Origin of the sequence: Anoxynatronum buryatiense, assembly GCF_900182905.1 — a bacterium.
Classification (GTDB): domain Bacteria; phylum Bacillota; class Clostridia; order Peptostreptococcales; family Tindalliaceae; genus Anoxynatronum; species Anoxynatronum buryatiense.
In genome coordinates this window covers 58,601-82,514 of record NZ_FXUF01000009.1, presented here as the reverse complement: position 1 = coordinate 82,514, position 23,914 = coordinate 58,601, and the positions used below count along the sequence as shown (strand labels likewise).

The following is a 23,914-nucleotide window of genomic DNA, read 5'->3' as shown; positions in this document are numbered from 1 at the left end:
ATGATCCGTAAACTGCTGAAAGACAAGGTTGCTTTGGTATCGATGACCATTATTTTCATCACAGTGCTATTGGGAATCTTCGCTCCTGTGGTGGCTCCCAACGATCCGATGGAAACACGCATCATTCAAAAATATGCATCCCCCGACAGAGAATTTCCCCTGGGAACAGATCATTTAGGGCGCTGCCAATTATCGCGGCTTCTGCATGGTATTCGACCCACCATTTTTCTTTCGCTGCTCACAACAGTATGCACCATTACATTGGGAGGGCTGGTGGGCATGATTGCCGGTTACAGCAAGGGTTGGTTGGATGAAATCATTATGCGGGCAGTGGATGTCATGCTGTCTTTCCCCAGTCAGGTGATGGTGCTGGCGGTGGTGGGCATGCTGGGCGTGGGCATGAGAAATGTGGTGATCGCCACCATTGCAATCAAATGGGCCTGGTACGCCCGTATGATTCGATCCTGCGTCAAACGCCATACACACCAGAATTACGTTAATTACGCCAAGGCAGTGGGTGCCAGTCAAAGTTTTATCATCATCAATCACCTGATTCCAGCAGTTCTGTCAGAAATAGTCATGCTGGCATCGCTGGACATGGGCTGGGTGATGATCAGTATTTCGACACTTTCTTTTCTGGGGCTGGGAATACAGCCACCGGCACCGGAATGGGGAGCAATGCTCAGCGAAGCCAAAAATGCGCTGATGACACATCCGACTCAGATGCTGGGGCCTGGTATTGCGTTGGTATTGGTGGTTTCATCCTTCAATATGCTGGGTGACAGTCTCAGGGATGCCCTTGACCCGAAGGAGGGGTAACATGGCTGAAACAATATTGCAGGTGGAAGACCTGAGTGTTTCTTTTGAAAAAAATGGTCAGAGAGACATGTTGGTTCAGAATGTTTCATTTCAAATAGAAAAGAACCAATGCCTGGGAATTGTGGGAGAAAGCGGCAGTGGTAAAAGCATTACCTGTAAGGCCATCTTAGGATTACTGCGTCCGCCCTTTCATGTGACAGGAAAAGTCAGTTTTTTGGGCAGGGATTTGCTTCTCGCAGAAGATACAACCCTGCGAAAAGTGAGGGGAAGCGAAATTGCCATGATTCTCCAACACCCAATGACTGCCTTTGATCCCCTTGAACCAATTGGTAAACAGATGACAGAATCCATCACCCTTCATAAGGGGATATCAGAAAAAGAGGCATTGATTCTTTCGGCCGCATCCCTTGAAAAGCTAAACATTCATCAACCGATGGAAGTCATTCAAAAGTATCCCCATCAAGTCAGCGGCGGTATGCTGCAACGCGTCATGATCGCAATTGCGCTGGTCATGGAGCCGGCCGTAATCATTGCCGATGAACCCACCACCGCAGTGGATGCGGTGAATGTGGCAACGGTGGTGGAACTCTTTGAGAGTCTCAAAAAAATGAGAAAAACTGCCCTGGTGTTTGTCTCCCACGACCTGAACGTGGTGGCACGCCTGTCTGACCAGCTGGTGGTCATGAACGAAGGCAGCATTGTGGAGCGGGGCCAGGTAGAAGAGGTATTACATCATCCTCAGCATCCGAAAGCTCAACAACTAGTGGAAACACGCCAGGCGCTGGTAAATCAGTTTTATCGATATGTGAAACGGAGGTGACACTCATGCTATTAAGGGCAGATCAGGTATCAAAAAGTTATCGAAAGCCGGGTAGATGGTTGAAACCGGAACAGACAACAGTTCTCAAAGGAGTCTCCTTAACCATTCAGCAGGGTGAATGCGTGGGGCTGGTGGGAGAAAGCGGCAGTGGCAAAAGCACCCTGGGGCGCTTGTTGATGGGCATTGAGAAGCCAGACAGCGGCACCGTTTATTTTCGGAATCATTTGGTAAACAGCACTGGTTATCAGCAGGTGAGACAACAAATGAGCGTGGTGTTTCAAGACTATGGCACCAGTGTGAACCGGCGTTACCGGGTGAAGAGCATTTTGGAGGAACCCTTGAAAATTGCCAATAAAATGGCATCAAAGGACTTTCAGTCACATAACATACGTCTGTTGGAAACGGTGGGCTTATCTGAAAAATTCATGGACCGCTACCCCCATGAACTAAGTGGGGGGCAACTGCAAAGAGTCTGCATTGCCCGGGCCATTGCCAATCAGCCAGACCTGGTGATACTGGACGAAGCCATCAGCTCTCTGGATGTCACGATTCAACTGCAGATCCTTGACTTGCTTGTCAAGCTGAGAAAAGAGATGAAACTCTCCTATTTTTTCATCACCCATGACTTGCTGGCAGTCACTTACCTGTGTGACCGGGTGCTGTTTATGAAAGAGGGAGAGATTATTGAAGAAGTGGGAGATATGAAGGCCTTGGATCAGGTGGCGCACCCGTATGCCCGCACCCTTCTTGAAGCGGCCATGAAGGTAACAGGAGTTACATGGAACAATCACATCCAAAAAATATCTTAAACTGCCGGCCATGCCCTGCATCCTTTCCACTATTACCCAACCTCATTCTCCATTAAGAAAGCAGGCATTCCCCATGAGGTATTCCATCAAAGCACAAATGATCACTGTCATCCTGTTAACTTTTGCCATCCTGTTAACAGGATATCTCTATGTCATGAACCAAAAAATAAAAGCAGATGTGAGTCAAATCACCCATCAGCAAACCAGTCAGTTGGTGGACGCCCGGGCGAACCAGATCTCCCACTGGATTGAACAGCGAAAAATTGAGATGCAGATGATGGCCGATCATATCATTAACTCTGAAATGTCCGGCATTGAAGCACGTGATTATATCAATGAGACGTATGTTCAAAAAAACGATCATTATCTGGATATGGGAATCGTCAAATACGGTGGATATCAAGTGGGGCAAGATGGTATAGGCAAATCCATTGCCCAGGAATCTCACTATCGGGAGGCACTGTTGGAGAGTGCCCGGTTTAAACTAAGCAGGTTGAATTTTAGTGAAGGAAAACGAACCGTGACACTACTTTACCGGGTGGGAGGTGTCAATCGGGACATCGAGTTTTTGTTTGCTGAAATTTCCATGGAGAGCATTCTGCGCATTATTGGTAAAATAAAGGTGTACGATGGCGTGGGTGAGCTGATGATCAGAGGCGAGCCACTGCTGTTAGGTGAAGAGGAGGAAAATCTAAAGAGATGTGTGGATGAATGCCAGGTTTTCCAGACAGAGATCCAGGCTGCCAGAGGTTGGTCTCTAAAGTATTTCATTTGTCAGGACAACATGAACGGGCTGAACCATCGCATTCGAAATTCCCTGATTATTTTTGGGATTCTGGTTTCCATTATCATGAGTTTTTTGACGACGTTAGGGTTCAAAACGATTATTCAACCCATTGAACAATTGGAAGAACGTATGAAACAGGTGGAAAAAGGAGATCTGACGGTACGACTTGAAACACGCCGACAGGATGAAATCGGAAGACTGATTGGTAACTTCAACGGAATGGTCTCCACCCTGGATAAAATGAACTACCAGGAAAAAGAGATGCGCCTGAGAATTATGCAGGAACAAATTAAACCTCACTTTCTCTATAATACACTGGATACCATCAAGTGGATTGAAATGGAGGAAAATACCGAAGAAGTGGTGGCGCTGATCGATGCCCTCAGCAGTTACTTTCGCATTGGACTCAGCGGCGGAAAATCAAAAATTACCATGGATCAGGAAATGGAACACGCTGACAGTTATCTTCAAATCTTAAAGGTCAGGTACGAAGATCGCCTGAACTATACCATTCATTACGACGAATCGTTGTTGGACTGCCTGGTGATTCGGGTATTGCTTCAACCACTCATTGAGAATGCAGTTATTCATGGGGTTGCCAAAAAAGAAATGGGCGGTGAAGTGATGGTCAACGCTGTCAAAACAGCTGCGGGAATTGAATTGTCAGTCACCAATGATGCCCAGACAGATCCTGAAACAGTGGCCCTGTTGAATCAAATGCTTCAATCAAACCAGCGGGATCACCGAATCAAAGGCATGGGACTCTATAACGTGAATCATCGAATTCGGCTGGAATACGGGGAGGTCTATGGAATAAGAATCGTCTCTGAAAATGGGCAAACCCGTGTGGTGGCGACTCTTCCAGAAATCAGAAAGGGGATTTGACATGTATCGTGTACTCATAGTCGATGACGAACCTAAAATCAGACGCGGCCTCTCTCAGTGGGTATCGATGTATGGAGGACCTTTTTCGGTGGTGGGAGAAGCCCATGATGGGGAAGAGGCATTGAAGGTGGCGAAGGCGTGCGAGCCTCATGTGATTTTGATGGATGTGTGCATGCCGGGAATGGACGGGCTGGAAGCCATTGATCGAATAAGACACACTGCCCCCGGAGCTGTTGTTGTGGTCATCACCGGACATGATGATTTTGAATATGCCCATCGGGCCATCAAACTTCGTGTGTTTGACTTTTTTCTAAAACCGGTACGTCAAAAGGATTTTGACCGTCTCTTCGACCAGCTTTCTGAAAAACTGGGAACACAGGTGTTGGCAGCCCCTGAAGCTGCTGAACAACACTATTCCTGTTTAGTGCGCAGTATTAAGGCCTATATCGACAGTCATTACGAGGATAATCAACTGAGCCTTACCCGGTTGGCTGATCATTTTAATGTGAGCAAGTGCCACATCAGCAAACTGATGAAGCAGGAAATGGGGCATTCCTTTACAGAGTATCTCATGGACATTCGCCTGAAAAAAGCAGCTGAAATATTGGCAACAGGACATCCCAGCACTTCGATTTATGAAGTGGCAGTGGAGGTGGGTTACCGTTCTCAACATTATTTTAGCCGGATTTTCAAGAATACTTACGGGATGGCGCCCACAGAGTACCGGCAGTTGCATGGTCATCCATATCTCTAATTGAGTTGCCCCCCGGTCTTTGAAAGAAAGTCGTTGAACCCTTGCATTTTTTATCAAAAAAATGCATACTGGTACATAAGACTTTTGACAAGGAGAATCACATTATGAATCAACGGAAAGCATGGCTCCTGCTTATATTTTGCAATTTGTTCTGGTCAGGCAACTATGTGTTTGGAAAATATGTGGTGGGGGAGATGAGTCCCCTGTTGCTCACCTACGTTCGCTGGGTACCGGCAACAGCACTGCTGCTGGTCATTGCCCAGAAAATGGAGAAACCAGACTGGAAAATGGCGGTGAAATCCTGGCGGGTACTGGCTGGCATGGCTGTGTCCGGCATCATTGCTTATAATATGATTCTATATACGGCGCTTACGTATACTTCATCCACCAATGCGGCAGTGGTCAGTGCCTTGAACCCGGCGCTGCTGGTGATAGTATCAGCGGTGTTGCTGCGGGAAAAACTGACACGCATTCAGAGCCTGGGGATCTTTGTGTCGTTCACCGGTGTGCTGGTGATCATCACTGGGGGAAGTCTTGCGCAGCTCATTGCCATGCAAATTAATCGGGGAGATGTGATGATGCTGGGGGCCATTACCGTATGGACCATCTACTCCATCATTGGAAAACGACTGGCCCAGGTGCCTCCCATCACGGCCACAGCCCTGTCTGCCCTTATGGCCATTGTGATCTTAACTCCCTTTGCCGCACCTCAGTTTTCAACCTTGTATCAGTTGCCGCCCATGGCAATTCTTGGTATTGTTTACATTTTTCTGTTTCCCTCCGTGGGTTCCTTTATTTTCTGGAATGTGGCTCTCCGGGAGATCAATGCCGGGAAGGCAGGCATCTTTTTGAATTTGATCCCCGTATTTACTGCAGGGATCAATCTCATGCTGGGTGTTCCTGTGACACTGGTGCAATTAACCGGCGGACTACTGGTCTTCATCGGGGTGTATACCACCACCGGATTGCTTGAAAAACGGTTAAGCCGTTTAAGGGAAGCGTAGAAATGGGCAGGCATATGCAAATGTATTGATCAATTTCGTCGAACTTTCGCCAGTGAGAGCACTTGCGATTTTGTTCACAATCTGATAACCTGATGGAGGTTAGTACCTGCAGAATAATCATATTAAAAAGAAGTCTGCTTTCATAGCGTCACATCAACTCAAAACAAATTGATTGAAAGACAGGAGCAGTGAAGGATTAATGAAGACCAAAGATGTACAGCTGGTTGTTATGGTGCTGTTGGTGGCCCTTGCGGCGCTGGCGGTGGGACGCTTAATGCTGAACGACCGTGATGTCGATGAACATTATGCAGTGATTTATGCCGGGCAGGAGGAATACCAGCGAATCCCTCTTAGTGAACCCCAGACGGTAATCATAGACAGAAACGGCAAACACAATGAAATCAGGGTATGGGAGGAAGGCGTCGTGATGCATGCGTCCAACTGTGACAGTCAGGACTGCATTCATCAGGGAGAAGTGACTCTGGAGAATCTGGAAACCCGTATTTTGGGTGGCTGGATCATTTGCCTTCCCAATGAAATTGCCATCGAACTGGTGAAAGATGAAGGTGAAGATGAATGAAAATGAATACACAAACCATTGCCAGAATGAGCTTGTTGACGGCGGTGGCTTTGGTGCTGGGGTATTTTGAACGCTTTATTCCCCTGACGGCCACCATGCCGGGTATTAAGCTGGGACTGGGAAACACGGTGCTGCTTTATGCCATTTACATGATGAGTAACCGCCATGCCTTCGGCCTGATGGTGCTGAAAGTGGTGCTCAGCGGATTGCTCTTTGCTGGTCTTGGAGGCGCCATGTACAGTTTTGCAGGAGGGCTGCTGAGCCTGGTGGTGATGCTGCTCCTGAAAAGAGTTCAGGGAATTAGTATTCTGGGAATCAGTGTTGCCGGGGCTGTCTTTCATAATGTTGGGCAGTTGGCCATGGCAGCAACGGTGGTGCAGACAAGAAGTCTTGTGCTGTACTTCCCGGTGTTGCTGGTGGCCGGTGTTGTGACGGGGATTATGACGGGCTTGGTGGCTAAGTATGTTTTAAAAGGCCTTCATGTTAATGCAACAGCCATGAGAACCCGGGATGCCTCATAAGCAACTGAATGTCACAGCCGGTCCTTTTCACTATTCTAAGATTTACTGCTATCAAAATTAGTGATCTCATCATATTCTGGCAAAATCAAATCTGCAGCTGCATAAACCCTTACCTTCATCGTACTTTGCCACAGTCAAACCTGCAGTGTCATATCTGCAGGTTTTTTCAGTGCAAGGAAAAAAACAGTTGCATCAACAACCAAATAGGCGTATACTACTAATGGTTGCTGATGCAACTGTTTCCATTGATGTGAACACCAGGAATTTTCAAAAAGAAGGGATGTGGCATCATGACCCCTGATGAAATGCTCACGGGAAAATATATCTCCATGTTGAACCGTCTGGGACAGGCACATCTGGCGGCAAAAATGAAGGCTCATGACATAGGCAGTGGTCAGTACTCTTTTTTGCTGATTTTGTATCATCACGATGGTCTCAGCCAGGAAGCACTTTCTGCGAAACTCTTAATTGACAAGGGCACCACCGCCCGCGCCATCAGTAAACTGGAAGCAGCAGGGTATGTCCGGCGCACGAAAAACAGAGAAGACAGAAGAGCTTATCATGTGTTTCTTACAGACAAAGCACGTGAGCTTCAGCCAGAACTTCACCAGGCAATCATGGAGTGGAATGAAAAAATGCTGGAGGTGCTTTCTCCTGAGGAACGTCTACAGCTGTACAGCATGTTGAAACGAATTTCGGACAATACACTTAAAAACCTGAAAGAATGTGAAGGGACACACACCACTGAGTAGGCCATCACAGGGTTTTATTAATGAGAGAGGACTGACCTAATTTGAGTCGTAGTCATCAAATGGAACATGAAAAAATGAGTACTATTCTGCTGCGATTGTCGATTCCTGCAACCATTGCCATGATGGTGAATGCCCTTTACAACATTGTCGACAGTATTTTCATCGGACAGGGCGTGGGGTATATGGCCCTTGGAGGGCTCACCATTGCTTTTCCTGTTCAGATGGGGATCATGGCCATGGCTCAAATGATTGGGATCGGTGCAGCTTCAGCAGTTTCCCGATATCTGGGGGCAAAAGACCGGGAAAAGGCCCTTCATGTGGTGGGCAATTCATACATCGCCGTCGTACTGATGGGCATAATCATCTGCGCCTTGGGACTGATTTTCATAGATCCTATTTTGCGTATTTTTGGAGCCACCGATCTGCTGATGCCCTACGCGAAAGATTACCTGCAGGTGATACTCGTTGGCAGCCTCTACTTTCCTTTTGTGATTTCTGCCAATAACCTGATTCGTGCAGAAGGGAATGCACGTGCCGCCATGCTTTCCATGCTGGTGGGTACCATTGCCAATATATTTCTGGATTACCTCTTTATTTTCCCCTTGCAGATGGGCATTCGGGGCGCGGCACTGGCCACCATCATCTCCCAGTTTATCTCTCTGGTTTATATACTGGCGTACTTCTATGGAGAGCATAGCAGTCTGAAAGTTCAATGGAAGCATATGAAGCTGAACTGGCAGATTCAAAAGGATATGATGATGGTGGGGTCATCATCTTTTGCCCGCCAGGCGGCGGGAAGTCTCATGGCCATCGTCCTGAACAACTCCCTGGGTTTTTATGGTGGTGAGCTTGCGTTGGCTGTTTACGGCATCATCCAGCGGGTGATCATGTTCCTCTTCATGCCCATGTTTGGCATTGTTCAGGGAATGCAGCCCATTGCCGGTTTTAATTACGGTGCCAAAAGGATGGATCGCGTCAGCGAGGTGGTGCGTCTTTCCATCATTGGCACTACTGCGCTGGCTTTATTCAGTACCATTTTTGGGCAATTGTTTCCTGAAACCATCATCCGTCTTTTTAACGATGATCCGGCATTGCTGGAATACGGCGTGTTGGCCCTTCGTGTGGTCATTGCCATGGTGCCGGTGGTGGGAGTGCAGATCATTGGTGCCGCTCTATTCCAATCATTGGGGAAAGCTGTTCCTGCCTTGGTGCTGACCCTGTCACGACAGGTGCTTTTCTTCATTCCGTTGGTGGCCATACTTCCCCGGGTTGGTGGCCTGGGTCTCATGGGAATCTGGCTTGCCTTTCCTTTGGCAGACGGCCTTTCCACCATTTTCACCTCCATCTGGATGAAACGGGAAATGAATCGAATGAAAAAGGAACTGGCGGCATAATACCCCACATAATGGGTATGCTACCAATGAGAGTTGGTAATCGGAAACCAGTGATAGTCTCCGTCTAAAGATGCTTCAGGTAGATGAGTTGCAGGAGGGATCAACGATGAAAAAAATTCTGGTGGCCGTCGACGGATCGGAAATGTCCCTGAAAGTCCTGCAGAAAGCCCGAACCATGGCAGAAAAATTTGGTTCGGAAGTATTGATATTAACAGTGGTGAAAAAGCTGAGGGCCATTCATTATCACACGGGCAGCGATTTTCAGCTGAGTGATGAGGTTGACAGGGTCATTGAAGACAGTGCTAAGAAAATCCTTGATGGAGCAAAAGAGCAGTTTGAATCGTATGAGGGTAAATATGAAACCCTGTTGGCCTACGGTGAACCGGCAGAAGAAATACTGGTGGTGGCAGAACGGGAAAAACCAGACCTGCTGGTAATGGGAAGCCGCGGCCTGAGTGGTTTTGGCCGGGTGATGCTGGGAAGTGTTTCCACAAAAGTGCTTCATCATACAGGGTGCGACATGTTGATTGTAAGATACGACGATTGAGCAAATGAACAAAACAAAAGCTGAAAGTCCCTGATTGGGGGCTTTCAGCTTTTTTAGCGTTGAGGAAACGAAATGCAGAAACAGATGAGATATTCGTCGAAATGCATGGCGATACATTTGCCGCCTGCTGTGCGTTATCAGTTGATTTCACTGAGCGTGGCATCAACAGCTTCCAGTGTCTGATGAATCTGTGAATCGGTATGCAGTACTGAGAGAAACCAGGCTTCGAACTGGGATGCGGGCAAATAAATGCCCCGTGAAAGCATGCCCCTGAAGAAACGGGCGAATCGCTGGGTATCGCAGGCTGCCGCCGATTCAAAATCGGTGACTTCGCTTTCAGTGAATTCAGTGAAGAAAAGGCATAACATGGAGCCCTTCTGATTTACCTGGGCAGGTGTTCTGTGTTTTTTGATGAGGTCCCGCAGGCCCTGAGCAAGCCGGCTCCCCTGTCGATTCAGCTGGTCGTAATAGCCGGGGTGTTCCTGCAGTTTTTTTAGAGTGGCATGGCCGGCAGTCATGGCCAGAGGATTGCCGGAAAGTGTACCAGCCTGATAAACAGGCCCTTCTGGCGCCATGTGATCCATGATGTCTTTTCGGCCGCCAAAGGCACCGACAGGGAGACCGCCTCCAATGATCTTACTGTAACAGCTTAAATCTGGAGTGATGCCATAAAGTGACTGAGCTCCCTGGAAAGCCAGTCGAAAGCCGGTCATTACCTCATCGAAAACCAGCAGGCTGCCGGCCTGACTGGTTAAGGATCTCAGCAGGTGTGCAAAAGACTGGGTCATGGGCACCACACCCATGTTTCCCGCCACCGGTTCCACAATCACCGCGGCAATATCGTTTCCATGAGTTTCGAAAATGTCTCTGATCATGGCTTCATCATTAAAACGGGCAGTCAGGGTGTACTGAACCACTCCTTCAGGCACACCCGGGCTGCCTGGAATGCCATGGGTGAGCAGACCGGAACCGGCTTTCACCAACAGTGCATCGGAATGCCCGTGATAATTGCCGTTGAACTTAACGATTTTAGATCTGTTGGTGTAACCCCGGGCCAGTCTTAATGCGGACATGACAGCTTCAGTACCAGAGTTTACCATACGCACCTTTTCCAGAGAAGGAACGGCTTCGATCATCAGGGAGGCCAGTTGATTCTCTGCTTCGGTGGGCGCTCCAAAGCTGGTGCCTTTGCCGATCACGTTCTGCAGGGCCGCCACCACATCCGGGTCGGCATGGCCCAGAATCATGGGACCCCAGGAAAGGACATAATCCAGATAGGTATTATTGTCGACATCGGTGATCAAAGGACCGTTACCCTCTCGAATAAATACCGGATCGGTACCTACGGCAGAGAAGGCACGCACCGGGCTGTTTACGCCGCCAGGCATGAGGGTTTTGGCCTCCTGAAAAAGCTGTTGTGAGGCGGAATGATTCATTGAGATTCTCCTTTCAGTGCAGGCAATATTTCTTCATGTGGTTCGGGTTTGTTCAGCAGGCGATCCAATAGAGCACCGGCAGCTTCTCCCCGGCCTTCAAGACCCTCCTGCTTTAACTGATGAATGGGGGTGCGCCACATTTTTTTTGTCAGGCTGAACACAAAAGCGGTGATCTGCTCCTGGTCACCAGGTGTTAAATGAGGCATTTGCTGGAAAAGTTGCTTCAGCTCTCCAGTAGTGAGTGCGTGGGAGTATTCCTGAATGGCCTGAATGCGGGGGAAAACCGGCAGACAGTGCCACCACTCCTCAAACTGTTTCATTGCCTCATTGAGGCGCTGTCGAATCAGGGAGAGCTGGCTGTATCGGTGCTCCATTCCTTCCTGAGCAACGGTTTCCAACATGTCAAGATCATACAGCTGAATAGTGGGCTCCTTTGAAAGAGCCGGGTCGATGTCCCGGGGAAGTGCGATGTCTGTCAACAGCAAGGCATGCCCCCGGTATTCCCGGAGAAAAGCATTTTTCTCAAAAACAATGTGAGGGGCGGCGGTGGCGCTGATCACCCAGTCCACTCCGGCAGCGATACGGTACCGATCCTCATAAGAAACGGGAATCAACCGTCTGCGTTTTTCCAGATCGCTGAGAATCAGAGACTGCCGGCTGCTCACATAGATCTCTGAAACTGCCGTATCACCGAGATGATTCAGAGCCAGCCGGGCCATCTCGCCTCTTCCGATGACCAGTACCCGTTTGTCCGAGAGATCGGTGAAAAACTGTTGGCCCATTCGAACGGCGATGGAAGCCACAGAGAGGGGGGTCTCAGAGATTTTCGTCTCAGCACGCACTTTTTTTCCCAAAGTAATGCCTTCCTGAAACAACCGGTTCAACACTTTATTGGTTGCCTGAAAATCCCGGGCGTTGAACCAGGCTTCTTTCACCTGTCCAAGAATCTGGTCTTCACCCAAGACCAGAGAGTTGAGGCCACAACAAGTCTCAAAAAAATGACTGACGGCCTCTCGACCTGTCAGAGTCTGACAGCAGGGAGACAACTCATCCTTCGAAAAATGGAAGAAATCCAGGTAAAACTGAAAAAGAGTGGTGGCAGCGGCTGAAAGATCCGAGACATGGCAAATCAGCTGGCTGCGGTTACAGGTGGATAAAATCACACCGCCTTCAATATACTGACTTTGAAGCAGGCGGGCATACGCATGCTCCATCTCTGAGGAACGAAAAACAGCCCGTTCCCGGATGGTTAATGGTGTTTTCTGGTAATGTAAGCCGAAGATAATCAGGTTCATGGGCAGCATCCTTTGTCAATTTCTGATGAAATAGAGTGAATGAACACACTTCCCATGATAGCAGAAGTGATCCCGCTTCACAAGGTAATGCAACAAAGGAGGAAAAAACTGGTATCAATCACTCAGCATGAAAATTATCTCGCAAACGTAAGATGACATGTTCGCAGAATATCCATTATTTTAAAAAGCAAAGCCTTGACAATGAAGCAAGGAGTATGATAAAGTTTTGATTGCGATAATGATAATCGTTATCACAATATGCAGGCGAGGAGGGTGTTTATGACGCCGACAAAAGACCAGTGCTGGTGGCAGGTTTGCGATGAAAGCAGAGAAAAAGAGTGTTCTCAGACCAGCTTAAGCCATCATCATGTTTTTTTGCGATGGATGGCAGATAAACTTGCACCAGTGCTTTTAGGGGCTAAAACTGCTGAGTTGCTGTGTTTTCGATTGACTGCCGAAGAGCAGCTTCGTCACCTGAGCAGCATTACCGCACTTCTTGACCAGAGTGATAAGGTGGGTTATCGCACTTTTGAAACTGTCAACGGACGATACAGAGTGCTCTTCTACCATTTTGAGAGTCTGCAGAACATGGTGGATGACCACCGCAATCAACGTTTCTTATTACAGCGGGGTTATGTGGTGAATGACACATTGGAAAAATTGCTTGATCAATTGGTTGATAATATGGAAAATGGGACATTACCTCATGAAATCGGTTTATTTTTGGGATATCCATTGAAAGACGTCATGGGATTTATTGGACACCCTTCACTGAAACTCACAAAGGTGACGGGCTGGCGAGTATATGGTGACCCTGAGCCTTCAGACCGGCGATATCGGTTGATTCAGGAAGCCAGAAGGCAAATGCGGCTTCAAATGGAAAGGCTGGACCCCCGCGGCGTTATACAAGCCGCCTGCTGACGGTAACACATGAACCATTCACATATAAGGAGGCAGTACATATGAAAAAAGTGGCAGTGGTTTACTGGACAGGATCAGGCAATACAGAACAAATGGCACAGGCCGTTGCAGAAGGTATCACAGCGGGCGGCGGCGAAGCGGTGCTGCTGAATGTGTCAGATGCAAGCCCTGAAGATGTGTGGAAGGCCGATGCAGCTGCACTTGGTTGCCCATCAATGGGTGCCGAAGTGCTGGAAGAAGGCGAGATGGAACCATTTGTGGAAACACTGGTGGGTGGCGAACTAACGGGGAAACCCATGGCACTGTTCGGCTCCTATGACTGGGGTAATGGTGAATGGATGCACGATTGGGAGGAACGCATGAAGGCAGCTGGAGCCCAACTGGTGGATGACGGGCTGATTACCCGGCTGAACCCTGATGATGAAGCTCTTGAAAACTGCCGTGCCCTGGGGAAGCGGCTGGCAGGATAATGCTGGTCTGAGTTTTTCTTGCATGAAAACAAAGACAAAATGATGAAATGGCCCCTCAGAGAACCCGGTTGTTGGAAATGCGTACATGCTATCCGACAAGTGGGTTTTCTTTTGTGTTTAAAACAACTATGAATGGATATTCATCTAATACTGGATGGCATGAGGTCTTTGTCATTCGATAGGATGAAAGGGGCGTTTGATAATGGATGTCAAAATGGATGAGGCCACGTATGAGTACCTGCGTAAAAAAGGCGGAAAGTTAACCATGGAACTGATGGTGCCGGCGGGTTGTTGTGGGGGAACAATGATTCCGAATCTGATCTTTAACAAGCCAAAGGATACCTCGAAGTTCATGGAGCTTCCCTATCACGACATTACCCTCTTTGTAAGCCCGGTCATGACTTTTCGGGATAATGTGGTGGAAGTGAAGCTGACGAAAAAGATGTTTCTGAAAGATCTGGAACTGCCCACGCTGAAACTCATGTAACGAAAAACACCTGCTGTTAACCGGCAGGTGCTTTTATATGAAAATGAATAAAGGTTAATCATACTGGCAGTGATAATGTCCGTCTTCATAAAAGCACCGGTACTGCCAGCGCTTTCTTCTTATAAAGGGGATGACAAGCACGCCAAAAAGAAATCCGCCGATATGGGCCCACCAGGCAATACCGCCGCCATTCATGGGGGCAAACAGTGTGAAAACCCCTGAAAAAACCTGGGAAATAAACCAGAAACCGATAAACAACAGTGCTGGAACCTGAAAAAACAGCGGGATAAAGAAAATGGGCACCAGTGTTGTAATGCGGGCCAGAGGAAACATGATCACATAAGCACCCATCACAGCCGCGATGGCGCCGGAAGCACCAATGGTGGGCAGGGTGGAAGCGGGCTGAAACAGAAAATGAACCAGCGATGCCGCCACGCCGCCTGTCAGATAAAAGAGAAAAAATCTGAAATGTCCCACGGTGTCCTCCACATTATCACCAAAAAGCCACAGGCTCCACAGATTACTGATGAGATGAAGCCAACTGCCATGGAGAAACAGGCTGGTGACCAATGGCACCACCTGAAGCGCGGCGGGAAACCCGGTGCCGGGTACCAGCAGGCGATTAAAGTCTGCCGGTATAAAGCCATAATTCATCACCAGAGAGGAAAGTGCTTCCGGTGACAGTGAGAGTTGATAACGAAAAGCCAACAAGTTGATGGCAATCAGCAACCAGGTCATCCAGGGGACACTGCGGCTGGGAACATCGTCGCGGAGGGGGATCATGGCACATCATCCTTTGCAGTGTTGTCGATTCATTCCAGTGGGCGCACAAAATTGGTCATCACTTTGCGGGCCAGTGGCGGTGGTTCGATCACGGTATTGCCGTGATCCTTCAGTTTAAGCAGCCATGCCATGTTTTGACCAAGCACCTGCATAATCTGAACACCTTCGGCGTCTTCATGCACTTCGCCAGGGCGGGCTCCGTGAATCACATTCCAATAATTGGAAGTGGGTATCAGCATCTCTGAATACAGCAGGTAGCTGTTCAACTGCTGAAAGGCAGGCAGCCCTCCTGAACGCCGAACTGTTACCAGAGCAGCCCCCACCTTGTGGCGAAAGAGACTGCGGTTCATACCTGCCACATAAAAGGCCCGATCAAGAAAAGCCTTCATGGTGGCACCCAGGGCTGCATAATGAACCGGTGAACCCAGTAAAAGACCGTCAGCCTCTTTGATCAACTGAATCCAGTCATTGACAGGATCATTGGGAAGCACGCATTTTTCATCCCGGTTTTTGAGACACTGATTACAGGCAGTACATCCCCGAATCATTTGACTGCCGACCTGCACGATCTGGGTTTCGATTCCCTGACTTTCAAGCTCTTCCAAAACCAGTCCCAGTGCCTGGAAGGTATTTCCCCTGGGATTTGGACTTCCATTAAACGCAACGACCTTCATGGGTAAAAACTCCTTTCCATTTAGCTGTTTCTTACCATTTACTCATACCACTAAACCCGACATCATAAGCAGGAAAAGTAACCGAAACAAGCAAAACAGCACTGTTCTCATAGGGACAGTGCTGTTTTGGATGATGAATATTAGCCCACCATAGAGTTTCGGTAATTTTGGTTGATGCTGATGGTTTTATTTTTGACCAGCTTGCTGAAAAGCACCACCAGTTCGGGATCAAACTGCGTGCCGGCATTGCGTTCAATTTCATGCAACGCGTCATGAATGCCCATTCCCCGGTGGTAAGGCCTGTCGGAGGTCATGGCATCAAAGGTATCGGCTATGGCCAGGCAGCGGGCCAGCAAGGGTGTGTTCTCTCCCTGAGTTCCCCGGGGATACCCTTTGCCATCCCAGCGTTCGTGGTGGCCGATAACAGCCGGGAGCACATAGGTCAGCGAAGGCAGATGTTTGACGATGGTAATGGACATCTCAACATGTTTTCGGATGACTTCCAGTTCATCGCGAATGAGCGGTCCGGTTTTATTTAAGATTTGCTCTGGAATTCCAATTTTACCGATATCGTGGAGCAGGGCTGCTTCTTTTAGAATCATTAAATGAGAAGGGTCAAGGTTCAGTGATTTTCCCAGAGTGACAGCATATTCTGCCACCCGCTGGGAGTGCCCAAAGGTATACTGGTCTTTGGCATCGATGGCAGCAGTAAGGGCATAAATGGTGGCGGCATAGGAAGGTTCGGCGTCGAAGTTACCCCCGGGCTGGCTCTTTGAAGGCGAAGATGGGTTTGTTGCCGATGCGGGCGTATAAATAACCGTTTGATTTTTCCCTTTGTTTTTGGCGGTATACATGGCAAAATCAGCGCGCTTCAACAGTTCATCACCATTGGGAGCGGATCGGGGGTAGGTGCAGATGCCAATGCTGGCAGTTAAAAACTGCTGAGTCACGTCGTCGGAATTCATAAAGGTTTGCTGAATTTCGATGCGAATTCTTTCTGCCATCTCATAGGCCTGTTGCGTGGGATGATGGGGAAGTAAAACTGTGAACTCCTCACCGCCATAGCGGGAGACAATGCCCCTGGTGCCCACCAGACGTGTAAGAATCGCTGCGATCTGCTGCAGTGCTCTGTCACCGTCAAAATGACCATAAAGGTCATTGTAGAGCTTGAAGTAATCCAAATCGATGAGCAGCAGCGATAAGTCTCCGGAACCAACCTGCTCAATCTGTTCAGCCAGTGAACGGCAAAAATACCGGTGGTTGTAAAGCTTGGTCAGGCTGTCGGTGTGCGCTTCTGCCTGAGCAGCTGCATACAGCCGGGCATTATCAAAGGCCACCCCGGTGGAAGTGCCCAGATAAGTGAGCAGATCCAGATCATCCGGCTGGTAGGGGCGGTTATCCTCTTTGCTGGAAAGTAAGATCATTCCGGTGAGTTCGTTGCGGCTTTTGACAGGGACAATGACCTCAATATCCAGTTGATCCAAAAGACGTTTCTCCTGATCCCACATGGACTTAAAGTATGGCAGTGACTTCATGGCCTGGCTGGTCAGGCTGGTTTCATTTTTTCGAAACCAAACGGGTAGTGGATGGTCGGTTTCAAGGGTTAGCTCAGGGTGATAGATATGGGATGACGAATGGAAAACATCATAAGTCTGCGAATTTTCACTATAAGTCATCACAAATATTTTGCGCGTTCGCAGTACCGATTGAACTGCGTCGGTGAGAGACTCGCAGATTTTTTCAAGGCTTAAAACACCTGAAATGGTGAGACTGAAATTTTTCAAAGCCTGGCGACGGGAGTAATCCGCTTTTTGAAAGATGAGACTCACCACTTTTCGGGAAAGAATGATCAGCGGCTGGAAGGTGGCTGCAATGAGCATAATGAGCATTAAAGTGATGAGGGTGCTGTGGTTGCCGGAAAAGAGGGTGAACCGATGGTCAACCCATAACAGACCTTGCAGATAAACGGTGATAAGAGCGGCGACAACAGCAAAAAAAGCCAGCCCTCTGGTGATCATGAAACGCAGCTCCAGCATGCGGTACTTGTAGATTGCCACCACCAGTAAAAGGGCATTGATAAAAGTGGCCAGAATATCCAGGGGATAGCGGCCAAGCATGGGTACCAGGTTGAGGACAACGCCGACAAACATGATGATGGTTCCGGTGACCACCAGTCGAATGGAGCCAACGGGAGCTGTGCCTGCCTGAGAAGCTTTGCGAGCCTGCACCAGCACCGAAAAAATGGTCAGGAAAAAGAGGATATAAACAGGAATGGCCAGGGGTCCCAGTTTATAGGTGAGTTCCCGATAGAGGGTGGGCTGCTGATGAATGAAAATGGGGGTGCTGATGATGGCTGCTTCCTGTACCACCATGCCACTGAAATTGGCAGCCAAGGCAGCTGTCAGGGCAATGCCCGCAACAAAAAGAGGCAGTTTCCGCAGACGGCCCCCCAAGACTGAAACAAATACATGAATGAGAAAGGGCACGAAAAACATGCCGGTCACCATGATTCGATTCCAGAAAAGAGAGCCGGGAGACAGGTCCATCCGCATGAACAGTGCAGAAGCCGTCCAGAGAATAAGGGCCCCCAGCACCAGCATAAATGTTTTTATGTACCTGTCTTTGGTGGACAGCACAAGAAACAGCATCAGAAGGCAGTAGCTGACCAATGCAATAATAGGCACTCCCCAGAATAAAAACTGGCTTAAAGGCATGCACTCACCTGCTTTCTAGAGACTGTCATTTGCCAGTTTATTTATTTCAATCACATCAAAATGAGACGGATTCATTCGTCTCAGTTTACGATTGAATTTCAGCCTGTAACGTTTGATAGTACCCCCGGGCAAAATGGTCACCACCAGTGGGTCGATTCCCAGTAATGCTTTCAAATCCTTATAATCGGCATCAACATAACGGAAATAGATGGCCAGATGATCTTTGATAATTTCCCTGGAAACAGCGTAACTGTTGCTTTCTTCATGAAGTTCCAGATACAAATGAAAAAAGGAACGATCCTGTTCATCAAAATCCTTCACGGCAAACCATTCGCCAATCTGAAGCCGTGACAGCTCAAAGGCCTTCAGGATGGTTTTTTCAGAGATGCGGGTAAATCCGGAAATATCAATCACATGGGGGTCGCGGTCCACATAAGTAAAGTGAGGCAGCATGACACCCTGTTCCGGGTTCTTCACACGCAGGCACCGAAAAACATCACCCACCCGATAACGGGCAAATGCGCCACCCTTTAAGCTGCTGATCACCAGTTCATACTCCTCGCCGGCCCGAAGCTCATCCATTAAATAGGTGCGGGGGATATAGTCGGGGTCCTGAAAATCCCGATCCATTTCTGAACGGGGAATAAACTCGTAAAAACAGACATCAGGAAAGAAAACCAAACCGTCCCGGGCCCAGGTTTCGCTTGCGATACAGGTGGGCTCTGTACCACCAAAAATTTCAAGGGGCCTGATACCCCAATAGGCTTCAATCTGCGGTTTGAAAGAGGCAGTGTCGGTACCGGCGCAAATCAGGCCCTTCAGTTGCCAGAGATCTTTGGGAAGGATGCCCCGCTTCTGCTTCCGGCTGCGCAACCATCCGCGAAGCAGCCGAAAAGTAGCCCGGGGAGAACGACCCCAAAAACCCGTTTTCTCAGAGCTGTTTTTTTTCTCAGCCAACAGGCGGCTGATGACCATGATGACACTGCTAAGGCCAAAGAAAAGATCCACACCCTGGCTGAGCCCCATTTTCATCCCCACTTTGTTCCGCTGGCCAAAACTCATGGCTTCAGCCTCTTTTGTGGGAGGAAGAAAGTGAACGGTTAATTCATCAGAAATCATATGGGGGACAATTCCTGTCAGATACGGCAGGGGTGCCATTCCATAAAGGAATTTCTCGCCGCTGCGCAGGCTGAACTCCCCCCGTTTTCGACTGGTTGCCAAAATCATGCAGGTGATGAAAGTGCCCTTATGGCACTGAATCATACTTTCAGTGTAGGGTGCCAGTTTAATCGGGTTGGTGCCGCCTTCCCAGGTAGTTTGAATCCACAGCAGCGGCTTGGAGGGCATGGCGTTTTCTGCCTTGGCCAGCAGCAGATCTGCATAATTGTCATAAGTTGTCAGCGGAACTGTGCGGCGAAACGCCTCCACGGTTTCGGGAAGGTGGTCACCCATGATTCGGCGCCCCAGCTCACAGTTGCCGTACAGGCCGATTTGCTCCATGAGAAGGCGCTTTTGAATGTCCATGAACTCATCAATGGTAAGGTCGAGAAAACCGCAGTATTCCTGCCAAATCTCTTCATAGCGTTTTTCTTTAAGCTTTCTGTCCAGATTCATCCCATCGGCCCTCTCTAAATGTATCGATGCACAGTTTTAAACTGGCGGCGGTGGGCACCAGAAACGGAGTCTGTTTCTGATAGGCACCATAGCCCGGAAAACTGCGGGGGAACAGCCAGCGGTCCTGAATAGATACGTGGATGATGTCCATGATGGTCCAGATCACACCTGCAACCAGAATGAAATGAACTCCCGAAGCAAGCCAGAAAAAAAAGTAAAACACGCCAAAACCCAGCACACCCGGATGGCGGCATAGGGCAAAAGCGCCTGAAGTGATGACCAGCGACTGAAGCTCGCCATGAAGGTAGGTGGCCTGAAAAGGCAATGCCCAGAATAGTGCGTAGAACTGCCAGGCAAATCCTGCCGCCATCATGACCCCACACATCAAACGCAGAATGGGCGACAGATGGAAGGCGGCTTCTGCCGTTATCAGAATACCTGCAGTGGCGGCGATCACCAGAAATATACCGAGAAAAAATGTTCCGTGAAAAATGCGGTGAATAAAAAACAATTTATGCAGGTCGAAAAGCGTGAAAAAAAGGAAGGCAACGCACCCCAGGGCGATAAAAATCATATCCAGATCGGTCACCTCCAAAAGCTGAGTTGTTAATAAACAGACAGGTACCAGCACCATTATATACCCGGAATTTCAATGTTGCAAGACTATTTTGAATAAAACTCGGTGAAATTGTCATCATTTTAAGAAAAATACGAAAATCATTCAAAAAGTGGCGTTTTCAGTGATGACAGGCAATATTGAGTCATTGACAACAATATAAAAATCGGATTGGTTTTTCTTGCCAATGAGACAATTTATGAATATAATAACAATGGAATGTTAGTTATGGCTAACGTACATATTGTTCATGACGCATGACCAAAATGAACGAAAGGTACAGAAGGGTACATGAAAAATAATAAAATGAGAAAGTGGGGTTGGGCATCATGAATTTATCAAAACGCATTATTTTGTACGTGAGTCTGCTGGTATTGTTGATTTCTGCAGGCTTGGGAGTAACAGCCCTGGTTTTTGGTGATCGAATCATTACCGGCCAGGCAGAAGAGGCACTGCTGAGTCAGGCGGAAGATGGGGCGCGGCTGGTCTCTGAAATGGTGTCGCTCCGGCTGGAAATTTTGCAGGAACTGGCCACCCGGGCCGCTGTAAGTGGAATGAACTGGGATGAACAGGTGGAGAGCTTGAGTAGAGATATTCAGCGTCTGGGATATCTTGATTTCGGTATTGTCACGCCCGATGGTAACGTTCGTTATATTTCTGATGGTAACACAACAAATTTGGCAGACAGAGAATACGTCAAAAGGGCGCTGGCAGGAGAACGGAATGTGTCAGATGTGATCATCAGCCGGGTCACCGATCAGTCGGTGTTGACATATGCGGTTCCCATCATGGATGGAGACCGGGTTCACGGAGCGCTGATTGCCAGAAGAGACGGCAATGCCCTCAGTCTGATCACCGATACCATGGGATTTGGTGAAACAGGCTATGCTTATGCCATTAACCGTCAAGGCACGGTGGTGGCTCATGGCAACCGGGAGTATGTGATGGGCCAGTTCACGCCCATTGTCCAGGCGCAGGAGGATGCTTCACTGACGCCTCTGGCGGCAACCTTTGAATCGATCTTGCGTAATGAAACCGGGGTGGGCAGTTATAGCTTCAATAGCAATAACCTTTACAACGGGTATGCGCCTGTGGCCGGCACCGATTGGATTCTGGTGGTGACAGCCAATCGGGCAGAAGTGTTGTCAGGACTCAATGAGCTCCGTACTATTCTGCTGATCGGCAGTTTGGTGTTTCTGGTGTTGGGAGCTGCCATTGCCTTTTTCATAGGCCGCTCCATTGCCACTCCCATTACCAGGCTTTCTACAGCGCTCGCACAACTGGCGCAATATGATCTGTCTTTTGATGAAAACAGCGAAGCAATGCGCTACCGCAACCGCAGCGATGAAATTGGCATTATTGCCAGCTCTCTGGCCACGATGCAGCAAAACTTAATTACCCTCATTAAACAGATCAGCGAAAACGCCCAGCAGGTGGCCTCTTCTTCGGAAGAACTGACGGCCACCAGTCATCAGTCGTCCACAGCCGCCAATGAAGTGGCCAAAACCATTGAAGAAATAGCCGACGGTGCTTCTCAGCAGGCACGTGACACTGAAACAGGCGTTGTCAATATCTCTGAACTGGGGGGGCTGATTGAAGATGATCAGCAGCAAGTGGTACTGCTTAACAGGGCGGCAGAACAAGTAGGTGCCTTAAAGGATGAAGGCAACAAGAGTTTGCAACTGGTGGTGGCGAAAACAACAGAGAGTGGTGAAGCCACCAAAGCGGTGAAACAGATTATTCGAATGACTGATGAAGGGGCCAAACAGATTGAAACTGCCAGTACCATGATTCAAAGCATTGCAGAACAAACAAACCTGTTGGCGTTGAATGCCGCTATTGAATCAGCCAGGGCTGGGGAAGCCGGGCGGGGATTCGCGGTGGTGGCAGAAGAAATTCGCAAACTGGCAGAGCAGTCCAGTCAATTTACAACTGAAATTGATGGGATCGTCAAGTCGCTGAAAGACAGGACAGGAGAAGCAGTGGTTACCATGGATAAAATGGAAAAGCTGGTGGAGATGCAGCATGAAAGTGTGCAGGAAACTGCCGGTAAATTTGAAGGTATCGACGAAGCTGTGCAGCAAATGCAAGTGGTGATTCAATATTTGAACGCATCGGGAAAGGCCATGGAGCAGAAAAAACAGGAAATGATACATGTGATGGAAAACTTGTCGGCAATTTCTGAAGAAAATGCTGCCGGTACTCAACAGGCTTCAGCCTCTGTCGAAGAACAGACAGCTGCCATGGATGAAATTGCCCGTGCCAGTGAAACCCTGGCTCAACTGGCAGAAGAAATGAATCAGGGGATCATGCAGTTTACCTATTAATGAAAAAATTTCAAACAACAGCATAAGAAGGTTGATCCGGCGTTATCCTTCCAATAGAATGGTATAATAAGTATATGTCGCTGCTAAAAGGGTAGATAACTTTTATGAGCGAATCGTTTTAAACCAGGACACCATGGAAAGGAAGGCGCCGATGAATCTGGAGCTGCTTGTCTCTGAAAAAGTAAACATGGAGGTAACGAACAGGAATACAGGAGAAACACTGGTATTGAAATCCCTTCTGTTGGAGCAGGATGAAGAAGCGTTATATCTGGCAGTCCCCATCCACCGGGGGATGGAGTACGCTTTGCACCAGGGGCAGCAACTGAATGTGGTGTATTATCGGGAGAATGGGGTTTTCAGCTTTCGAGCCCGTTTTCTCCAAAAAGTCAGACTGGGCGAAGTGGAGGCCTGCCGGCTGGCGGTTGATGGAGAACCTGTCAAAATGCAGCGCAGGGACTACTTCCGACTGCCCTGTCTATTGACAGCCCGACTGAAAAGCCTGTCCACAGGCGTGATTAGCCGGGTCACCTTCGATGAGGTCGAAGCCATTATTCATGATATCAGTGGCTCAGGGGCTAAGGGCATTTCACACAAGCCATTTGCTGAAAAAGATCAGGTGATATGTACTCTTTATCTTGACCCGGAAGAATTGACAGTCAAGGCAGAGATCATTCGATGCCAGCATCAGGCAGATGAGCGTCATTATGAACTGGGCATGCGATTCAGTGAAATTAGCGAAACACAGCAGGATCAAATTCTGGCATTTATCTTGAATCGTCAGCGTGACCTGCGGCAAAAAGGTTTGTTATAACATCAAAAACCCCGGCAGTTTGAAGTGATGACACTTCAAACTGCCGGGGTTTTGTGATCATTAGCCAAGTTGCACGAGTAAATTTGTCGGGTTA

Annotated in this window: 23 protein-coding genes; 16 read left to right on the top strand and 7 right to left on the bottom strand. The window is 48.5% G+C overall.

Going from position 1 to position 23,914, the window contains the following annotated elements:
- The 11 genes from opp1C to QOL74_RS11965 all read left to right on the top strand — a co-directional run bounded on the left by opp1C (position 1) and on the right by QOL74_RS11965 (position 9,672).
- Positions 1–819: a nickel/cobalt ABC transporter permease gene (gene opp1C, locus QOL74_RS12015; protein WP_283409732.1), complete on the top strand. Its 819-nt coding sequence runs from the start codon at positions 1–3 to the stop codon at positions 817–819.
- 1 nt (position 820) lies between these two features.
- Positions 821–1,639, top strand: coding sequence for an ABC transporter ATP-binding protein (locus tag QOL74_RS12010; RefSeq protein ID WP_283409731.1), 819 nt, complete (start codon positions 821–823; stop codon positions 1,637–1,639).
- 5 nt (positions 1,640–1,644) lie between these two features.
- Positions 1,645–2,448 (top strand): ABC transporter ATP-binding protein, encoded by an 804-nt coding sequence (locus QOL74_RS12005; protein WP_283409730.1) that lies wholly within the window; start codon positions 1,645–1,647, stop codon positions 2,446–2,448.
- Between the two features lie 73 nt (positions 2,449–2,521).
- The gene (locus tag QOL74_RS12000) at positions 2,522–4,120 is read left to right on the top strand and encodes a sensor histidine kinase (protein ID WP_283409729.1); all 1,599 of its coding nucleotides are present in this window, start codon (positions 2,522–2,524) and stop codon (positions 4,118–4,120) included.
- 1 nt (position 4,121) lies between these two features.
- Positions 4,122–4,874, top strand: a complete 753-nt coding sequence (locus QOL74_RS11995) for a response regulator transcription factor (RefSeq protein WP_283409728.1) — start codon at positions 4,122–4,124, stop codon at positions 4,872–4,874.
- A gap of 104 nt (positions 4,875–4,978) precedes the next feature.
- The gene (locus QOL74_RS11990) at positions 4,979–5,878 is read left to right on the top strand and encodes a DMT family transporter (RefSeq protein WP_283409727.1); all 900 of its coding nucleotides are present in this window, start codon (positions 4,979–4,981) and stop codon (positions 5,876–5,878) included.
- A gap of 199 nt (positions 5,879–6,077) precedes the next feature.
- Positions 6,078–6,458, top strand: a complete 381-nt coding sequence (locus QOL74_RS11985; protein ID WP_283409726.1) for a NusG domain II-containing protein — start codon at positions 6,078–6,080, stop codon at positions 6,456–6,458.
- Positions 6,455–6,979 carry a Gx transporter family protein gene (locus QOL74_RS11980; RefSeq protein ID WP_283409725.1) on the top strand — a complete coding sequence of 175 codons (525 nt, stop codon included), beginning with the start codon at positions 6,455–6,457 and terminating at the stop codon, positions 6,977–6,979. Before QOL74_RS11985 ends, QOL74_RS11980 begins: the two co-directional genes overlap by 4 nt.
- 290 nt (positions 6,980–7,269) lie before the next feature.
- Positions 7,270–7,731 (top strand): MarR family winged helix-turn-helix transcriptional regulator, encoded by a 462-nt coding sequence (locus QOL74_RS11975; RefSeq protein ID WP_283409724.1) that lies wholly within the window; start codon positions 7,270–7,272, stop codon positions 7,729–7,731.
- Positions 7,732–7,772: 41 nt separating this feature from the next.
- The gene (locus QOL74_RS11970; RefSeq protein WP_283409723.1) at positions 7,773–9,125 is read left to right on the top strand and encodes an MATE family efflux transporter; all 1,353 of its coding nucleotides are present in this window, start codon (positions 7,773–7,775) and stop codon (positions 9,123–9,125) included.
- A gap of 106 nt (positions 9,126–9,231) precedes the next feature.
- A complete protein-coding gene (locus tag QOL74_RS11965) occupies positions 9,232–9,672 on the top strand; it encodes a universal stress protein (protein WP_283409722.1) in 441 nt (146 codons plus the stop codon).
- Between the two features lie 137 nt (positions 9,673–9,809).
- On the opposite strand, the gene hemL is transcribed toward QOL74_RS11965, so the two are convergent.
- Positions 9,810–11,114, bottom strand: coding sequence for a glutamate-1-semialdehyde 2,1-aminomutase (hemL, locus tag QOL74_RS11960; protein ID WP_430383872.1), 1,305 nt, complete (start codon positions 11,112–11,114; stop codon positions 9,810–9,812).
- Positions 11,105–12,403, bottom strand: a complete 1,299-nt coding sequence (gene hemA, locus QOL74_RS11955) for a glutamyl-tRNA reductase (RefSeq protein WP_283409720.1) — start codon at positions 12,401–12,403, stop codon at positions 11,105–11,107. The genes hemL and hemA overlap by 10 nt, the downstream gene beginning before the upstream one ends.
- Before the next feature lie 279 nt (positions 12,404–12,682).
- Between hemA and QOL74_RS11950 the strand changes: the two genes are divergently transcribed.
- The 3 genes from QOL74_RS11950 (at position 12,683) to QOL74_RS11940 (ending at position 14,281) form a co-directional block, all read left to right on the top strand.
- On the top strand, positions 12,683–13,324 hold the full coding sequence (locus tag QOL74_RS11950; protein ID WP_283409719.1) for a DUF3793 family protein: 642 nt from the start codon (positions 12,683–12,685) through the stop codon (positions 13,322–13,324).
- Positions 13,325–13,365: 41 nt separating this feature from the next.
- Complete coding sequence (locus QOL74_RS11945) at positions 13,366–13,794, top strand: flavodoxin (RefSeq protein ID WP_283409718.1); 429 nt, start codon at positions 13,366–13,368, stop codon at positions 13,792–13,794.
- A gap of 202 nt (positions 13,795–13,996) precedes the next feature.
- Complete coding sequence (locus QOL74_RS11940) at positions 13,997–14,281, top strand: CC/Se motif family (seleno)protein (protein WP_283409717.1); 285 nt, start codon at positions 13,997–13,999, stop codon at positions 14,279–14,281.
- 54 nt (positions 14,282–14,335) lie between these two features.
- Here QOL74_RS11940 and QOL74_RS11935 read toward each other — a convergent pair whose 3' ends face one another.
- From QOL74_RS11935 to QOL74_RS11915, 5 genes are all read right to left on the bottom strand, one after another.
- The gene (locus tag QOL74_RS11935; protein WP_283409716.1) at positions 14,336–15,064 is read right to left on the bottom strand and encodes a rhomboid family intramembrane serine protease; all 729 of its coding nucleotides are present in this window, start codon (positions 15,062–15,064) and stop codon (positions 14,336–14,338) included.
- 29 nt (positions 15,065–15,093) lie between these two features.
- Complete coding sequence (locus QOL74_RS11930; protein ID WP_283409715.1) at positions 15,094–15,738, bottom strand: flavodoxin family protein; 645 nt, start codon at positions 15,736–15,738, stop codon at positions 15,094–15,096.
- Positions 15,739–15,878: 140 nt separating this feature from the next.
- Positions 15,879–18,452 (bottom strand): diguanylate cyclase domain-containing protein, encoded by a 2,574-nt coding sequence (locus QOL74_RS11925; RefSeq protein WP_283409714.1) that lies wholly within the window; start codon positions 18,450–18,452, stop codon positions 15,879–15,881.
- A gap of 15 nt (positions 18,453–18,467) precedes the next feature.
- The gene (locus QOL74_RS11920) at positions 18,468–20,066 is read right to left on the bottom strand and encodes a GH3 family acyl-acid amido synthetase (protein ID WP_283409713.1); all 1,599 of its coding nucleotides are present in this window, start codon (positions 20,064–20,066) and stop codon (positions 18,468–18,470) included.
- On the bottom strand, positions 20,044–20,640 hold the full coding sequence (locus QOL74_RS11915) for a methyltransferase family protein (protein WP_283409712.1): 597 nt from the start codon (positions 20,638–20,640) through the stop codon (positions 20,044–20,046). Before QOL74_RS11915 ends, QOL74_RS11920 begins: the two co-directional genes overlap by 23 nt.
- 371 nt (positions 20,641–21,011) lie before the next feature.
- Here QOL74_RS11915 and QOL74_RS11910 point away from each other — a divergent pair, with 371 nt between their 5' ends.
- A complete protein-coding gene (locus QOL74_RS11910; protein ID WP_283409711.1) occupies positions 21,012–23,009 on the top strand; it encodes a methyl-accepting chemotaxis protein in 1,998 nt (665 codons plus the stop codon).
- 151 nt (positions 23,010–23,160) lie between these two features.
- Positions 23,161–23,820, top strand: coding sequence for a flagellar brake protein (locus tag QOL74_RS11905; protein WP_283409710.1), 660 nt, complete (start codon positions 23,161–23,163; stop codon positions 23,818–23,820).
- Positions 23,821–23,914 lie beyond the last annotated feature (94 nt).

Coding starts and splice junctions, on each gene's coding strand:
- QOL74_RS12000 (WP_283409729.1), top strand. CDS start 2,522: ATGAGGTATTCCATCAAAGCACAAATGATCACTGTCATCCTGTTAACT.
- QOL74_RS11935 (WP_283409716.1), bottom strand. CDS start 15,064: ATGATCCCCCTCCGCGACGATGTTCCCAGCCGCAGTGTCCCCTGGATG.
- QOL74_RS11980 (WP_283409725.1), top strand. CDS start 6,455: ATGAAAATGAATACACAAACCATTGCCAGAATGAGCTTGTTGACGGCG.
- QOL74_RS11940 (WP_283409717.1), top strand. CDS start 13,997: ATGGATGTCAAAATGGATGAGGCCACGTATGAGTACCTGCGTAAAAAA.
- hemA (WP_283409720.1), bottom strand. CDS start 12,403: ATGAACCTGATTATCTTCGGCTTACATTACCAGAAAACACCATTAACC.
- QOL74_RS11930 (WP_283409715.1), bottom strand. CDS start 15,738: ATGAAGGTCGTTGCGTTTAATGGAAGTCCAAATCCCAGGGGAAATACC.
- QOL74_RS11965 (WP_283409722.1), top strand. CDS start 9,232: ATGAAAAAAATTCTGGTGGCCGTCGACGGATCGGAAATGTCCCTGAAA.
- opp1C (WP_283409732.1), top strand. CDS start 1: ATGATCCGTAAACTGCTGAAAGACAAGGTTGCTTTGGTATCGATGACC.
- QOL74_RS11915 (WP_283409712.1), bottom strand. CDS start 20,640: ATGATTTTTATCGCCCTGGGGTGCGTTGCCTTCCTTTTTTTCACGCTT.
- QOL74_RS11905 (WP_283409710.1), top strand. CDS start 23,161: ATGAATCTGGAGCTGCTTGTCTCTGAAAAAGTAAACATGGAGGTAACG.
- QOL74_RS11990 (WP_283409727.1), top strand. CDS start 4,979: ATGAATCAACGGAAAGCATGGCTCCTGCTTATATTTTGCAATTTGTTC.
- QOL74_RS11950 (WP_283409719.1), top strand. CDS start 12,683: ATGACGCCGACAAAAGACCAGTGCTGGTGGCAGGTTTGCGATGAAAGC.
- QOL74_RS11985 (WP_283409726.1), top strand. CDS start 6,078: ATGAAGACCAAAGATGTACAGCTGGTTGTTATGGTGCTGTTGGTGGCC.
- QOL74_RS11945 (WP_283409718.1), top strand. CDS start 13,366: ATGAAAAAAGTGGCAGTGGTTTACTGGACAGGATCAGGCAATACAGAA.
- QOL74_RS12005 (WP_283409730.1), top strand. CDS start 1,645: ATGCTATTAAGGGCAGATCAGGTATCAAAAAGTTATCGAAAGCCGGGT.
- QOL74_RS11975 (WP_283409724.1), top strand. CDS start 7,270: ATGACCCCTGATGAAATGCTCACGGGAAAATATATCTCCATGTTGAAC.
- QOL74_RS11995 (WP_283409728.1), top strand. CDS start 4,122: ATGTATCGTGTACTCATAGTCGATGACGAACCTAAAATCAGACGCGGC.
- QOL74_RS12010 (WP_283409731.1), top strand. CDS start 821: ATGGCTGAAACAATATTGCAGGTGGAAGACCTGAGTGTTTCTTTTGAA.
- QOL74_RS11925 (WP_283409714.1), bottom strand. CDS start 18,452: ATGCCTTTAAGCCAGTTTTTATTCTGGGGAGTGCCTATTATTGCATTG.
- QOL74_RS11920 (WP_283409713.1), bottom strand. CDS start 20,066: ATGAATCTGGACAGAAAGCTTAAAGAAAAACGCTATGAAGAGATTTGG.
- QOL74_RS11910 (WP_283409711.1), top strand. CDS start 21,012: ATGAATTTATCAAAACGCATTATTTTGTACGTGAGTCTGCTGGTATTG.